Source organism: Runella salmonicolor (genome assembly GCF_024158025.1).
GTDB lineage: Bacteria > Bacteroidota > Bacteroidia > Cytophagales > Spirosomataceae > Runella > Runella salmonicolor.
Genome location: NZ_JAMZEL010000002.1, coordinates 133,343 through 148,966, shown reverse-complemented (window position 1 = coordinate 148,966; position 15,624 = coordinate 133,343). Strand labels below are relative to the sequence as shown.

The following is a 15,624-nucleotide window of genomic DNA, read 5'->3' as shown; positions in this document are numbered from 1 at the left end:
GATTAAAATTTATAACCAATGCTAAGACGGCTGTTGCGGAGCGGCTCGGTTTGCCAATAGTACGCGTTCAACCACGTATAGGGCGCGCCCGAAAACAAGTACTCATTCAGTAAGTTGTTGACATTGAGCGCCACCGTCAGGCGATTGCTCTGCCACGACACGGCTCCGTCGAGGCGGAAATAATTGGGGAGCGCCTGGTTCGTTCCGTCAAATACGTACCACGACGAACGGTTTACCTGCCACTGATAGCCCAACGAAGCGCCCAAACCTTTCAGGTGGCCATTGCTAACGCGGTACGAAAGCCACGCGTTGGTGATGTGCTTTGTTGCCCCCGCTACGGCCACACCCACCTTCTTTTCGTCGGTATCTTTGGTCACTTTTGCGTCGGTGTAAGCATAATTTAGGGTCAAATCGAGGCCTTGGAGCAGTTGGCCGCGCAAATCAAACTCCACTCCTTTGGTTTTGGTTTGCCCCAATTGAATTGAAAAATTCGGGTTGTTTGGGTCGGCGGTCAGGACGTTATTTTTGGTAATTTGGTACAGCGAAACGGTCGAATTCCAACGCCCACCCATCCATTCTTTTTTCAAACCCGCTTCGGTATTATTGCCCGTAATGGGGTCAAAACTCTTTCCATTCACATCCGCCCCTGCCTGCGGGATAAAGGCCTGGTCGTACATTGCGTAGGCAGAAGTGCTTTTATTCAAAGAAACGCTCATACCTATACGTGGCGTAAATTTACTGCTTTTTACACTGCCCGAATACGGGTCATAGTCTTTGGCAGTGGTGTATCTTCCCGCCAGGGTCAGCCGAATTTTTCCATCCCAAAAACGCAGTTCATCTTGCACGTATAAGCCCGAATAACTTTGTCCATAATTCACCCCACGGCTCCGAAGGCTCTTCGAACGGTCAAATACGGGTAATGAATCTGCGGGTACTGTTCCGTAGACGGGATTATAGATATTGAAAGGAACGGCCCCTTTCAACGTACTGCCCTGCGCCCAATCGGCAAAATATTCTTTCTGCCCCATGTCCAGCCCCGCCAGAATACGATGCGTAACACCACCCGTTTTGACGTCTCCGTTCACAAAAATCTGCCCTATTCTATTGATTCCCAAGGCATCCCAGATACTAATACCGCGCAGAATTGTCCCGTCGATATTTACCGAACTGGGCCACATACTTGTCCCGATTTGGTTGTAATTATAGTACGCCAATTGCCCCGTCAGTTTCCAGTCTTTGTTAATTTGGTGATTCAGTATCAATAATAAACTGTGGTCATTGATGTTGGTTGGGTCTAAATTAGGCTCCGTCAGGGTAAAGTTTACGGGCAAGTGCTCGTAGGGCTTTTGCGAAAACACGTAGGCCGAGCCAATCATCGACATTTGTGAATATTGATACGTGTATTCGGCCGTCAACGAGGTTTTCTCGTTGATTTTGTACTTAATCACGGGTACCACCGAATAGCGATTGTTAAATTCATAGTCGCGGTGCGAGCCTTTCATTTGGCCCATCAAGTTGAGGCGGTACTGCAATTTTCCGTCTTTGCTCAGCAAGCCGTCAAAGTCGGCGGTGGCGCGGTAGGTGTCAAAACTTCCCAACGTCAGCGTCATTTCTCCTTTGGTAATGCCCGTTGGCTTTTTCGTTACCACGTTATAAAACCCGCTAGGCTCGCCGTTGGCCATCATAAAACCCGCCGGGCCTTTTACAAATTCGATGCTTTCTACCATGCTCATGTCTTCGGCAAGCGGTCCCCAAGGCATCTGAACGTTCATACCGTTGCGAAAAGCCGCAATTTGCGAGCCGCGCATGTTCAGCAATGCGTAGTTGTCCCAATGTTCGAGGCGGGTCACCCCGCTCACGTTGCGGGTTACGCCTTCGAGCATGTCAAAAATTTGTTGGTCGTTAATCAACGCTTTGGTCAGTACCTGAATATTTTGGGGCGTCTCAATCAACGGCGTCTTTAACCGCAGCGAAACCGAAGGCATATCGGCATTGTATTTATTGGGGAAAGCCGTCACGACCACTTCTTCCAATTGGCGCAGATTTTCTTTCAATACTACGTTTACGTCCGACACCTGCCCCGCCGTGACCGTCACGCTTTGAGTTTGGGTCTCTAGCCCGACAAAACTCACCTGAAGTGCGTAATTGCCCGCTTTCACTTTTTCAAATAAGAATTCACCTTCTTGGTTGGTCACGGTTCCTTTGCCCGCTCCTTTCAGGTTTACGTTCACAAATTCGGCCGCTTTGCCGTCGCTCGTTGTGATGCGGCCTTTGATGGTTGCGTGTTGGGCCATTGCCCAGCAGGATAGGAATAAAAATGCAAGGGAAAGGTAGATTTTCATTGTTTTAGTGGGGATACAAATAAGGTTCATTTTTATAAAAAGAGGTATGACTGATTGGTAAAACAACTGGTAAAAAATAAGTAAGGTAAAGTATAGTACGACAAAACAAAACCGCGTTGAAGCCAAAGCATCAACAACCTAAAAAATTGTATTACAGCTAGATAACTAAAATACTAAAGGCATCAATTGACATGTTTGAGCATTTTCCGCGCCTCTACCGTGAGGGCTACTTCATTCATTAGTGTGAGCAACTCACGCAGTTCGTCGTGAGAAAAAAGGAGATAAAAATTGGATAAAGGCGTGTAATGAATCAACTCTTTACCATGTGGCGTTTCATAGGTTTCCATCATTCTTTTTTCGGTCAATAATTGCCGAAACCACTCAAATTCACTTTCATTCAAACAAAACATAATGTTCTTAAAAGCAATGTGATAAACCTTACAGATTTCACATACGCCTACGTATCCGTACTCTTTTTCGAGAAGGGTTTTAAAGGGATGTTGGTGTGTCATAAGAGTGCTGTTTTTAGGTAAACGCATAGCAATGGCAGGATGGATTATATCATTTCTCAATCACTCTCCTCCTTTTTCAAAAGTTAAACGAATGACTGTATTTATTTAGATTAATTATAAATAATGGACAAAGGAATAGACTATTTAGATTCAATCCAAATAATTTCGCTCTTTTTTTAAACCTCTTATTAAAATAACCAGTTTTGAGCCACAACTAAAATCGGCGACTTTTCATATTGGTACTTGTAGAAATCTTAATTTATGCAACATTGTTGCATAATAAAATTAATCCATCCATATTTGCAACATTGTTGCAAATAAAAATCTAAAGTATGAATAAGCAAAAGAAACTACCCGTTACGGTACTGAGTGGCTTCCTAGGAGCGGGAAAAACCACCCTACTCAACCATATTTTACACAACAGAGAAGGGCTAAAAGTGGCCGTGATTGTCAACGATATGAGTGAAGTAAACATTGACGCTCAACTGGTTGAACGGGAAAGTACCCTTTCCAGAACTGAAGAAAAACTCGTTGAAATGTCAAATGGCTGCATCTGTTGCACTCTACGCGAAGACTTGATGATTGAAGTGGAAAAATTGGCCCAAGAAAACCGATTTGATTACTTATTGATTGAATCGACGGGAATTTCTGAACCCGTACCTATCGCGCAGACTTTCACGTTTAAAGACGAAGAAAACGGCATTGACTTGTCCCGTTTTGCCCAAATTGATAGCATGATTACGGTCGTCGACGCCCTAAATTTTGCCAAAGATTTTGGTTCGGTCGATACCCTGCATACCCGAGCCCTCAATGAAGACCCGCAAGACCACCGCACCATTGTCAATCTTTTGACTGACCAGATAGAGTTTGCCGACATAATCATTCTTAATAAAACCGACTTAGTTTCTCAAGCTCAATTAGGTGAATTAAAGGCGATTATCTCGTCTCTCAATCCAGTCGCTAAAATCATTCAATCTAGTTTTGGCAACGTATCTACGTCGCACATTCTAAATACGGGGCTTTTTGATTACGAAAAAGCCGAACAATCGGCGGGGTGGATTCAAGAGTTAGAAAATCTCAAAACGGGCAAAACCCATACACCCGAAACGGTTGAATACGGCATCAGTTCGTTCGTCTTTCGCGAAAGCCGCCCGTTTCATCATGAGCGTTTTTGGCATTACCTCTCCAACGATTGGCACGCGGGCATTCTTCGTTCCAAAGGATTATTTTGGATTGCTTCCCGCCCCAATGAGGCCATCAACTGGAGTCAAGCGGGTGGTTCATTGCGGGCCGAAAGCGCCGGGGTCTGGTGGGCAAGTATGCCATTCAATCAACGCATTCGCTACGCGGCTTATGTTGACAATAAATCTATCATTGAAACCCGATGGGACAAGCGCTTTGGAGACCGCCAAAACGAGTTGGTCATTATCGGACAAGACCTCAATCAAGAAATCATCGAAAAAGAATTGCAAGCCTGTCTGTGTACAGATACTGAAATCAACGCGATGGAAACAAAACAGGTTTTTCCCGACCCTTTCCCCCTTTAAAGGGGACGGCTTCTCCCCTATTATTGGGGTACCTAATTGGCCAGAAATGACAATTGGCCGGGTTCCCCCCCTGAATATTGAAGCACCTTCTAACGTATTGTTTTATAAAGCCATTTAATTGATAATCAACGGGATTGTAAAAATAGAAGCACTCATTTTACTTTACTTTTCAAAAAAAATGAATGAATATTTTAAAAATAGAAGTTGACAAACGGATTCTTTTGCTCTACCTTTGAGCCAGTTATTGGTGCCTGATGTACGCCTCAGTGCGTGCCGATTGGCTTAATAGGGAATCCCGTTCAATTCGGGGGCTGTTCCCGCAACTGTATGTTTCAATACATTGTCGCTCACCTTTTAGTCACTGTTCTGAATTTAAAAAGAATGGGAAGACCAGCGCCAACGAAACAAGCCAGGAGACCTGCCAACAATCATTCTTGACGAGTCCTTACGGGTAATGAGGCAACGTCGAGCGTTCGATTTCACGTTCACATTTTCGGCAAAATACCTTGATTTACAAGCTCCTGCGGTTTGTTAGCTGCATACCTTTCATGGTATTAATGGCTATTGCTCCGCACCTCTACGCCCAAAAAGAGCAAAGCCTCTGCGAAGTAACCGTGCGGGGAGTGCGGCCCGAGCGCTTCATGGTGGGACAAAAAGTGCAGGAAATTGATTCGGTCCAACTGACACGCTTTCGTTACAGCACGCTGGCCGATTTCCTACAGTTTCAAAGCCCAGTGGCGTTCAAAAGTTACGGAGCAGGGCAGGCCACAAGCATTGCTTTTAGGGGAACTTCCGCCAATCATACAGCGGTGCTTTGGAACGGGGTGAATATCAATTCGCCGTCGTTGGGGCAAAGTGATTTTTCGACGATTCCCGTGGCGGGCTTCGACCAAATGAGCGTGCAGTACGGGTCGGCGGCAAGCTGCGTCGGTACCGATGCAGTGGGGGGCAGTATTCAACTACGCTCCGTACCCGATTTTAGGCAAAAAGGGCTTCAAACCTTGGCCGCTTTTCGCCTCGAAAGCTCCGAAAATTATACGGGTCAGGTAGGGCTACGTTTCAATCAGAATGCAGGCAAGAATTGGACAATTTCGGGCAAAACCCTTTTATACGGCAGTATATTTAATAACTATTTCGGGAGCGAACCCCAACGCACCCGCCAAGGCGAAAGCTATTCGTTTGAGCCCACCCGAACTACCCAAAAAGGCGCGGTGCAAGACCTGTATTGGCAACATCAAAAAGGCAATCTATTCTCGCTTAATCTCTGGCTGACCGACAATACCCTCACCATTCAGCCCCATCAAGTTCCGTTGCGTGAAGTCACCCGTACGCAGGCCTACCGCGTGCTGGGTTCGTATCAGATTGGCAAAACGCTGATACGAACGGGCTTCATCCGGGACGTGATTGATTACGGAAAAGGAGAAAATCTAACCCCCAGCCATACCGAAATCGACCGTTTTATTCTCCGTACCGAGCACGATTTTTCGTGGATTCAAAGCTGCGACAAAGGCACTAATCTCAAAATTGGGGCCGAATTGGTGCATTATAATGCCCGGGTGGATGGCTACGGAGATGAGGTAAAACGAGAAAATCGGGCCGACTTTTACGCCTTACTCCGACATCAGTTCAACGGAAAACTCAGCGCATCGCTCAACCTGCGGCAAGCCTTCGTAACCCGATTTAGCCCCCCCTTTACCCCGTCGTTGGGGGTGGAGTACACCGCGTTTACGCGTCCGCTTACCAAAATCAGTTTAAGCGGAAATACCTCCCTCAGTTACCGTGTACCAACGCTGAATGAGCGTTACTGGGTCAATTTGGGCAACCCTGAACTCCGCCCCGAACGCGGTTTCAACAAAGAAATCGGCGTGACTTGGAAACAACGGCTGGCCGAAATGAATCAATTTTCGGTATCCATCACCGCGTTTCATAACCTCATCGACGACTGGACTTATTGGAATCCAGAACGCAATTATCGGGTCGAAAACCTCCAGCAGGTACTTTCCAAAGGGCTTGAATTTACGTTTGGCTTAAAAACCCAATGGCATAAAACGCAGTTGGATGCCAACCTAAATTATGGTATGACCGATGCTTCGCAACAAAAAACCTACGGGCCTTACACCCAAGACTTTATCGGAAAACAACTCATTTATGTGCCACGGCACACGTTTGGAGGAACACTTACCGCCACCCACGGTAAAGCCTCTCTCACTGTGCAACAGCAATTTAATTCGGAGCGTTACAGCACTTTTGACCACTCGGGTCGGCCTTTTGCCCCCTATTATTTGCTGAACGCGGTGTTGAATTATCAATTTCAAAAAAGAAACTTTCGCAGCGATGTCGCGCTTCAGGGAAACAACCTAACCAACACGGTGTATCCCAATCTCAAGAAAAACGCGATGCCCTTAAGAACACTATCACTCAACGTTATTTTTTATTTTCAATCAAAACAATCCACAAATGAATCGTAATTATCTGCTTATTATCAGCCTTTTAAGCGTTGGCTTCTCCGCCTGCAACACCCCCGACCCCGTGCCGTCGCAACCCTACGACAATGGTGTACTCGTCATTAATGCGGGAAATTTTCTGGACAACAACGGGTCTATTTCTCTGGTACAACGAACTTCTACGACCGCCTCGTATGACATTTTTCAGAAAGAAAACAGTCGTACGCTTTCGGGGAGCTTGAGCGGTTATGCCGAAGTCAACGAAAAGGGCATTATCCTCGTCGATAACTCCACGGCGGGCAAAGACGGCATCGAAATCGTCGACGCCAGAACGTTTAAAAGTCTGACGTCAATTCCATCCACCGAAGTGGAAAACCCACGGGCGGTGGCCAAAGCAACCGATACCAAGGCCTATGTTACTTGCTGGGATGCTACGGGTGATTTTTCTAATTTTTACAAAAACCCTGGCTACGTGGCCGTGCTTGATTTGACCGCCAACAAATTGACCAAGAAAATCCCCGTCCAAAACGGCGCCGAAAGCATTTTAGTCATTGGCAACGAAGCCTTTGTGGGAAATACGGGAAGCGGAATGACAAAAATTACCGTTATCGACATTGCCACTGATGCCGTTAAACAATCCATCGAAATTGGCCGAAATCCTGACTTGGTGGGTCTTGATGTCAATAACAAACTTTGGCTGTATGCGGGAGGAGAAATGGTACGGCTAAACACCCAAACCAAAACGGTGGAAACACGTTTTAAAATTACGTCGCCCAATGCGTCAAAATCGCCCAGTTCGTTCACGTTGAGTGCCGACAAAAAGACCATTTATTTCACCAATTCATTCTACGACGCGGCCGACGGCTACCTCCAAAAAGGCGAAACCTATAGCTTTTCCATCGATGCGGCGGCCGTAGTGGCTGATAAACCTTTCATCAATCGGTTATTTTCAGGTGGGTTGGGCGTTGACCCGCAAACGGGCGTAATTTATGCCGGTTTGGTGCCCTCTTTCAAACAAGCTGGCTATGTTCTCCGCTATCAACCCAACGGTACATTGATTGATTCGGTCAAGGCCGAAATCGCACCGAGTACTTTTTTCTTTAAAAAATAATACCCGAAGCCCGTCGGACGGTTTTGAACCGACTGACGGGTAAGTCAATACCCATTAACAGCCATGATATTTTAAGTCCGAAGGGCAGGCCGTGTGGGTCTGCCTTTTTTTGCTTAAAGTTGAATAATAACTTCTTGCCAATAGTGTAGTCATTACCCGTCGGTCGGTTCAAAACCGACTGACGGGTAGACGGGTAGATACAACTGACGGATAAATTAATACCTTAATTTAGGTTCGACCCAAAGGGCAGTTAGGCAAAGCAAAAAAAGCCCAAACCACGCCCAATCTGGCAATTTGGCGGTCATCTGTTGCGTCGTTCCTGTCGAATATTTCGACTGATTGCTCTTGTGCGCTTGCACGCTCTCCGCCATTCGGGCCGCATTTGATACTGTAGTTTCATTTTCCTCTACGTACACTTCCAACGAATCCTGAAAGGGCTGCCAACCCGATTTTCTGAAGGTATAGTCCGTACCATAACTAAGCGAGTTGAGGGCAGAACGTTGGAGTGAAACCGTATCTTCAGCCACCGAAACGGTCGGGAGAGGTTGCGAAAATTTATTCAAAACCAAGCTAGCACGCGTGTCTTTCCAAAGCGGGGCAGTCACTACAATATTCCCTTCTTGCGCGGGCACCAACGCCTGCAAAATACCCGACCAAATTTTATCATAAGCCAAGCTATCGCCGCTTAATTTCAACGAAAAAGTTTCGTTTAATAAACTAAGACCCACCATTCCACCCGTTTTTTGCACGGCGACGGGATAGCCCAAAATATTTTTTTGGTTTGGATTTTCTGCCAATCGGTACGGCAAGGCCGTGAGTCCGTTTCCTACCAAAACACTTTCATCATTGGAGCTCTTCTTTAGATTCCATTTTGTTCCCAGCGCGGCATTCACCTTTTTTGCAGCTTGCTCAGGATTCGTTATGTTGTAAAACAAAACACTTTTCCCATCCGAAGCGGCCTTTTTCACCAACGGATGGCCCGCATTTTCGGGGTCGGTAAAGACAATATCGGGCACAAAATCTTTTTTATTTTTTACCTGATTCATAGATACACTCATTTGAGTATTCTTAGCTACGGCCGTTACCATTTCTACCCTACTACCCTTTTTTCCCAACCACTCCGCCACGGCTTTACTCTCAAAATCAGGGCTTTGCAAAACAAAATAGGCCGAAATAGGCTGCGGTTTTCGGGAATAAAAAGCCACTTTCTGTAAAGGTTGATTGTCTAACAGCAAGGTGGTTTCGGTTCGTCCAATGGCAAAAGAAGGAAACGTAAGACGAAAAGTTTGGCTTCCCTTGCGCAACAACAAACTGTCCAGTACCTGATTGGCATAGTTGATTTTGAGCACCTTAGGTGCATCCAAGGCGATGGCTCCCGAAACTTCCTGCAATTCTCCTTTTCGGAGCATGGCCTTCCACTGAATCGACGCTAATTCGTTATTTTTAAACCACGGAATCCAATGAATCTCGTGCTGGCTCAGGCGGGCGAGCGTGTGCGGGCGAGCATCCTGCCCCAGCACATAAACCGTCCCCAATTGCGCCACAAAATCAGCCGTTTCTGACGTGCGGCGCTCAAAGTCCTCTAAGGAAAAAGTTTCGGTAATTTTCAGGCTATCTTGGGCTTTTTTTACCGCCTCTAAGGGTATATTTTCGCTGACGAGCAATACGCGGCTGGTATCGGCAGAGGTTGTCCAATGCGGTTGAATAACATAAATTAAAAGTACAATTCCCATCAAAACGTTGAGCCCCAAACGGATTTGCTTTCTTTTTTTTGACAACGAGTTTGACCTCAAAAGGGCTCCTATTTGCACGGCTGTTAGCGCAATCAAAGCGGCAATAATCAGCCCATCAAGCAGCGTTAGGGATGAAAAAAAAGTCTGAAAAAAGAATAAAAAGGCCATTCAGCAATCAGGATTGTGGATCATTTCATAAAAATAAGCAAGAAATCCCCAAAGACAACGCTAAACGGCCCATAAAAAAACCCTTTTCCGTCGGAAAAGGGTTTTTGTTTCACTTCCACTCATTGTCAAAGAGGAGGGTTGCGGTGAAATGAGCCCGTTAAAATGCCTTGGGGTCTCCCTTCACCATGTTGTAAGCAGTACGGAGTACAATCTGAAAATCAAGCACTAAGCTCCAGTTTTCAATGTACCAAATATCATAATCGACGCGTTTGCGCATCAGGCCAATTTCCTGCGTTTCGCCCCGAAAACCATTCACCTGCGCCCATCCCGTAATGCCCGGCTTGAGGCGGTGACGAATCATGTAATTGTCAATTTTTGGGAGCGTTTCTAAGCTATGCTTTACCGCGTGTGGACGCGGGCCCACCACCGACATACTTCCCAGCAGCACATTAATAAATTGCGGAAGTTCGTCGAGGTTGGTCTTCCGTAAAAACCGCCCAACTTTTGTGATGCGGGGGTCATCTTGGGTCGTTTGGTTAAATCCGCCATCTGCCCTCACCGTTGATGCGTTGTGGTACATGGTTCTGAACTTCCAAACCCCAATGTTACGTCCGCGTTGTCCCCAGCGGTCCTGGACAAAAAATACTGGTCCTCGCGAATCCCAACGGATGGCCAGCGCAATCAAGGGAAATAACCAAGAAGCGACCAGCACCAAAAATACCGCACTGAAAAGCACGTCAAACGCCCGCTTGAGCATCCACCACGAATCCATTTCGAGCGGGGTACTGCGTACGGTAATCAACGGATAATTACCAAACAACTCCAGTGAATAACGAGACGCGCTGAACTGAAAAAAGCCAGGTGTAAAACGCACCAAAATTCCTTTTTTGTCTGCCCAGCTGATGATGCCTTTTACGTAACTTTCTTCGAATTGACTCGGCGCAATCACCAATTCATCAATCACTTTGCCGAGGGCAGTTTCGTTCAGAAAATCAATGGTTTCGATGAGCGGTGGCGTTCTCCGGCCCGCTTCTTTGTAGCCCCATGCTCCCAAAATGGTGTACCCAAACTGCGGATTTCGTTGCACCAAATCGCGAAAACCATCGACTTGATTCATTTCCCCTACGATTACTAGGTTCCGCTGGTTTACGCCCTTTAGGTTCCAGAAGCGAACTATCTTTCGGGTACTGTACATTTTGAGTACCACATTTGCCCCCAAAACCGCCACATACGCAAGGGTAAAACTGCGGGTGTAATCGTAGTCTTTCAAGAAGAAAAGCGAGACCACCAAAACGATAAATTGGGTAAGCAAATTGGGCAATAATGCCAGAATCTCATCAATGAAGGTCACCGTTCGAAATTCATTGTACAGATCTGTGAGTTTGGAAGAGAAGTACCAACCCATTCCCATTCCGGAAATAATTAAAACATCTACCTGTTGTAAGGTACGGTTGGTAAAATTGGCGGCCAGCATGTAAGACAGCATAACCAGCATAACATCAGCCACAAAGCGTGGGTGATTTTTCCGTCGATTAATTTGATAAGTAATCGTAGACGGTAGTAACGAGTGTTGAGACATAACGTTGAATTTTCAATGGTTGATACTCGACCAAAGCACTAGTAATATACCTTTATCAAAATGCCAAAATAATAAATATTAATATCGGTAAAATTATAAAACTACCTTACAATATATATGATTTTTGTCATCTCTTATTGGTATACCAAATATAGAAGAATTCCGTAAAATAAACCATACAATTTTATCTTTTTTAAAAAAACTTATCAATTAATATTCTATTTCTTGAATTTCTAAAACGGATAAAAGTGAGCATGGGCCATCTTACTTTAAGTAAAATCTAAAAATATTACAAAATTTATTTGTTTATTTTATAAATAAATATCCTAAAAAACTACGCATTTTTAATACATAATCAACGCATAAAATCTGTTTAAATCTCAGAAATACAGTTTTTGAATAGTAAATAATGAAATTAAAGTATACCAATAAGAATTACAACTTTACATTCACTGCGACCTAATATCCCTTAAAGCATGTTTATTAATATCGGAACCTTCATCCAATTTACGCCCATTTTCTGGGCTTAAATGTACCATTCCGTAGATACATCAACGCGGTTCAATATTTATAATTTACAATATTCAGTCGTTTCAATCTCAATCACCCAATCCGCTTTTCGAAGCTTGTAAGCTGACTCGCTGAATGAGAAATAGCCGGGCGCTGGCCCCACCTGAAAATCGTAAGTTTTTCCTACTTCCAGCAAATCCGTAACGATACTAAAGGCCGTCTGACCTGAGATATATTTCATGCTCGGAAGGTTCTTCCATTGCAGTGTGCCCGTTTCCCTAAACCGCCCAAACAACTCCCGCGTGGGCAATTTATCTTCATCAAGGGCTTTGCAAGGAAACTGGAGCGTAATCCGAACCTCTCCGGGTTTGATGTTCGGCGGTATTTTAAACGATGTCACGTCAATCGCCTGATTTCCAGTAGCACAAGCATCTACGGCCGCCGAAAGCGCAATGGCCGAACTTTGCGAATCATAAATCCGCAGGCGAACTTTTTGGTCGGCGTCCAATCCGCTTATTTTTATCAGATTTCCATTGTTCAAAGTCGACTGGAAAGACTGGATTTTTGCCTTCGTTACGTCATTAATCACTTCACAATTGTACGCCCTATCGCTGGTAGGCAAAGTGCTTTTTACACTGAAGACCAAAGGATTAGCACACTTCAAAATTGGTTTTTTGAACGATGTCACATCAATCTCCTGAACGGTCGCCGTGCAGCCACCCACGGCAGCCGACAGCGCCACGGCTCCGCTTTGATTGTCCATAATTTTGAGTCGAACGGTTTGCTCACTGTACAAACCATTGATTCTGATGATTTCACCGTTATTTACCGTCGTGGCAAAAGTCTGCATTACGCCATTGGTGGCGGCATTGATAACCTGACACTGGTACGTTGCTCCACTGTTGGGCAGATTGCTTTTTACCCTAAAGCCCAACGGAGAAGTACATTTTGGCGGGGGAACTTTAAAATTTTCCAACACCAACGGGGTCGTTACGTTGGTGCAGGCATCCAACGGATTGGACACGACCTGCGCAGAACTGAGAAAGTCAAAAACCCGCAACTGAATCATTCCCGTATTTTCGTAAAACCCACCGAGTCGAATCACATCGCCGTTGTTGGCCGACGACTGAAAAACTTGAAGCCGCGCTTTGGTATCGGCCTTGATTACTTCAAAAGTATAACTCCGGTCGCTGTTGGGTAACGAGCTCGAAATCCGAAAAACGGGAGAGTTGGCGCAGCGTTGCGGCGGCACTTTGAAGGAGCTGATGTCTACTACCAACTCCGCATTGCTGGCGCAGGCATCCACTGGTTCGGAGGTCACCACGGCCGAGCTTACAATGTCTGTGATTCTCAAACGTACCTTCTGGTCACTGTCTAGCCCGCTGAGTCTGACCACCTCGTTGTTGTTGGCAGTGGTCTGAAAACTCTGCAATTGGGCATTCGTTTCGGCGTTGATGACCACAAAACTATACCGATAATCGCTGTTGGGCAGCGGGCTTTTGATTTTAAAACCTGGCCCATTGGGACATTTTTGAATCTGTTTTTTAAACGACGAAAGATCCATTTCCTGCACTTCGCCACTGCATCCGTTGACCAATTGAGAATTGACCACTGCCGTTCCCAACGCATCCGTGATGCGCAATCGCACAAACTGATCACTTTCTAACCCATTGATTTTTATGATCTCGCCATTATTGACGGTTGATTTAAACACCTGTAAGCGCGCTCCCGTGGCTTCGTTGACCACCTCACATTGGTACTGGAGGTTGGTCGTGGGTAGGCTGCTTTTGATTTTAAAACTTGGCCCAGTGTCACATTTTTGCTTGGTAAACCCTGCCACCCACAGCGACAAATGCGACAGCTCCGCCACGTATTCCAAGTCGCCGTTGCTGGCCTTTTGCACTTTTCCGGGGGTTTCGGTCTGCCATTTTTCGGTCGCGGCATCATAACTAAACAGGGGAATCTCGTCGCCCGCCTGAATCACCCGACGCTCCAAAGGATGGTATAGCTGGGGCGACACACTGAACCGAACCCGAATGGGCTGCGAAGCCGTTTTTACCAGTTGGTACTGTTCGTTGTGAATCTGCAATAAAAATGCCCCCACCACCTGCGTCAACTGCTGATTTGTGCCTTCCGCAGTTCCTCCCCGTAAAATAGGTTTCGTAATTGTCTGATTAACAATGGGATTGATTAAAAAGGTATTATTGGACTTATTGATGTCCACCGCCTGAAAACGCGCCGTCAACGTCCCTCCTACCTCCTTGGCCGCTACATCTTTGAGCTGCGTGCCTTTTGCGATGCTTGCCTGCGCCACCGACTGATTGGCAATAATGGGCGTCGGGGTTTCTACGCTCCAATCCCGGTCAACGCTCCCCGACCTGCTGGCCGTACTTTGGGCCACCTTCACGGCCGACGTCGTACCCGTAGGTTGCAAAATCAACGCCACCGAGCGTTGGTTTTCGTTGCCCATTTCAACGGGTAAAACGGCATCCACAAAACCCGGCACTTTGGCTACTACCGTAAACCTCAGAGGATTTTGGGCGGTAGGTCTCGGCCCCAGTGAGTCAATGGACAAAAACAACGCGCCGTCGGATGAAATTCTAAATTTCTTGGTGTTGACCGTGGTAATCAGTCGATTAGCATCAGGCCCCGCCAAAATCACTTCCATGTTTTCGGGGGGAGCCTTGCCTTCAACGGTGTAATATTGAACATCCAAAGCTACGGGATACGGCTTCTTAAAACGCAGCTCTAAGCCATCCAAAGGGTTTTTACAGGCACTCACCACTCCCAGCAACAGCCCTATAAAAAGTAAGATTCGTTTCATCAGCGTAACGATTTTTTGACCAATGCGTACGTAATCACCAACTGAAGATTGGGTAAAAACCGATACCCACGCATGTTGCGTTCAATCAGCGGAATCTGCTCCTCCAACGTGGTCGTTTCCAGAAAACCATCAAATTCCATGTTAATTTTTGGGGCTCCGAGGTAATAACACCCGAGTTCGACTCCTACGCCCCAGCGTCGTTTGGGAATAGAGCGCCCAAACCCAAACCCTGCATAACCTACCACGGGCGACCATTTTATGCCTAATCCTATGGTTCCAAATTCATCGGGTTTCATCTGGATTCCCCCCAGTTCGATGGGCGACAGGGCACTGAGTTCCAGTTGAATATCAGGCCGCCACGTATAACCCAACCCTCCCGTCAAAAAAAAAGCACTCCGTGGGAAAGGGTGCCATTTAACCGAACTATGTACAACGCCGATGACAAAGTCGGGGCGAAACTCAATCAGGGAACTATCGCCTAAATCAATTTGAATCTTTTTTTTGTAAGCTAAGTAAGTAGCTCCCACCCGCAACACCAGTCTGGGTTGTGAGCGCAGCTTCCAAGCCCATTGCACGCCTACGCCCGTCGTTCCTGCCTGAATGCCTACCGCACTTGGCCACCATCGCACCGCCGAGTCTCCTGGGTTGCCCGTGGCGAAAGCTCGCCCCAGCGCGACGAAATAAATAAGCCATACCGCCTTCTTCATATCGTTGAGTTTTGTTGGACTATTTTTACGAATGGGTAAAATCCTAAATAAAGTTAGAGTATGTTATAAAATTGACCACCTCTGTGCCCCGATTCAAATTAGTTCTATTGATAAATTTAGTTTGGTGAGCCCCTTCATTTCTTTTGC

Annotated in this window: 9 protein-coding genes and 1 riboswitch; of the genes, 3 read left to right on the top strand and 6 right to left on the bottom strand. The window is 46.1% G+C overall.

Going from position 1 to position 15,624, the window contains the following annotated elements:
- Positions 1-2: 2 nt before the first annotated feature.
- Entirely contained in the window at positions 3-2,342 is a 2,340-nt protein-coding gene (locus NCI00_RS06435; RefSeq protein WP_253526154.1) for a TonB-dependent receptor, read from the bottom strand.
- Positions 2,343-2,524: 182 nt separating this feature from the next.
- On the bottom strand, positions 2,525-2,854 hold the full coding sequence (locus NCI00_RS06430; RefSeq protein ID WP_253526153.1) for a DUF6686 family protein: 330 nt from the start codon (positions 2,852-2,854) through the stop codon (positions 2,525-2,527).
- 332 nt (positions 2,855-3,186) lie between these two features.
- Between NCI00_RS06430 and NCI00_RS06425 the strand changes: the two genes are divergently transcribed.
- From NCI00_RS06425 to NCI00_RS06415, 3 genes are all read left to right on the top strand, one after another.
- On the top strand, positions 3,187-4,401 hold the full coding sequence (locus tag NCI00_RS06425; RefSeq protein ID WP_253526152.1) for a GTP-binding protein: 1,215 nt from the start codon (positions 3,187-3,189) through the stop codon (positions 4,399-4,401).
- Between the two features lie 228 nt (positions 4,402-4,629).
- Positions 4,630-4,841: riboswitch (cobalamin riboswitch) on the top strand.
- 117 nt (positions 4,842-4,958) lie between these two features.
- The gene (locus tag NCI00_RS06420; RefSeq protein WP_253526151.1) at positions 4,959-6,869 is read left to right on the top strand and encodes a TonB-dependent receptor plug domain-containing protein; all 1,911 of its coding nucleotides are present in this window, start codon (positions 4,959-4,961) and stop codon (positions 6,867-6,869) included.
- A complete protein-coding gene (locus NCI00_RS06415; protein WP_253526149.1) occupies positions 6,859-7,956 on the top strand; it encodes a DUF5074 domain-containing protein in 1,098 nt (365 codons plus the stop codon). The genes NCI00_RS06420 and NCI00_RS06415 overlap by 11 nt, the downstream gene beginning before the upstream one ends.
- 215 nt (positions 7,957-8,171) lie before the next feature.
- Here NCI00_RS06415 and NCI00_RS06410 read toward each other — a convergent pair whose 3' ends face one another.
- From NCI00_RS06410 to NCI00_RS06395, 4 genes are all read right to left on the bottom strand, one after another.
- Positions 8,172-9,857 carry a hypothetical protein gene (locus NCI00_RS06410; protein WP_253526147.1) on the bottom strand — a complete coding sequence of 562 codons (1,686 nt, stop codon included), beginning with the start codon at positions 9,855-9,857 and terminating at the stop codon, positions 8,172-8,174.
- Positions 9,858-10,014: 157 nt separating this feature from the next.
- Positions 10,015-11,436 carry an exopolysaccharide biosynthesis polyprenyl glycosylphosphotransferase gene (locus tag NCI00_RS06405; RefSeq protein ID WP_253526145.1) on the bottom strand — a complete coding sequence of 474 codons (1,422 nt, stop codon included), beginning with the start codon at positions 11,434-11,436 and terminating at the stop codon, positions 10,015-10,017.
- Between the two features lie 568 nt (positions 11,437-12,004).
- Positions 12,005-14,770 (bottom strand): hypothetical protein, encoded by a 2,766-nt coding sequence (locus NCI00_RS06400; protein WP_253526144.1) that lies wholly within the window; start codon positions 14,768-14,770, stop codon positions 12,005-12,007.
- The gene (locus NCI00_RS06395) at positions 14,770-15,477 is read right to left on the bottom strand and encodes a hypothetical protein (RefSeq protein WP_253526143.1); all 708 of its coding nucleotides are present in this window, start codon (positions 15,475-15,477) and stop codon (positions 14,770-14,772) included. The genes NCI00_RS06400 and NCI00_RS06395 overlap by 1 nt, the downstream gene beginning before the upstream one ends.
- Positions 15,478-15,624 lie beyond the last annotated feature (147 nt).